The organism is Neisseria sp. P0021.S006, assembly GCF_051956895.1.
This window is the reverse complement of the sequence record NZ_JBQCWZ010000987.1, coordinates 1-544: the sequence shown is the minus strand read 5'-3', so window position 1 is coordinate 544 and position 544 is coordinate 1. Positions and strand designations below refer to the sequence as shown.

General features: G+C 45.4%; 1 protein-coding gene. It reads left to right on the top strand.

What is annotated here, in order from left to right; genetic code table 11:
* On the top strand, positions 1-366 hold a 366-nt coding region (locus ACTHUM_RS18310), incomplete at its 5' end, for an ExbD/TolR family protein (protein WP_440403723.1).
* Between the last annotated feature and the right edge of the window lie 178 nt (positions 367-544).

Below are 544 nucleotides of genomic sequence, written 5' to 3'. Positions count from 1 at the left end.
GACGTGATGCTGGTGTTGCTGATTGTATTTATGATTACCATGCCGGTGCTGACCCACTCGATTCCTTTGGAGTTGCCGACTGCTTCGGAAAAAGCGGCGAAAGAGGATAAGCAGCCTAAAGATCCTTTGCGTTTGAGCATTGATGCCAGTGGTGCTTATATCGTTGGCGGCGATTCCGATACCAAAGTGGATTTGGCAACGGTAACCGCCAAGCTGAAAGAAGCCAAAGCGAAAAACGAAGATGTGATTGTGGCGATTGCGGCGGATAAAGCAGTTGAATACGATTACGTCAACCAAGCCCTGCAAGCGGCGCGCGAAGCCGGCATCAGTAAAATCGGTTTTGTAACGGAAACCAAAGCGCAATAATCTTTTGAATACAGTAAAGGCCGTCTGAAATTTGAGTAAAGTTTCAGACGGCCTTTTGTTGTATTTGGTAACTATATGTCCAGGCTGTATAATTAGCGGATTAAATTTAATAACGACAATACAGGAACCGCCATGACAGAAACCATCGAACGTGACAGTATGCAATACGATGTTGTGA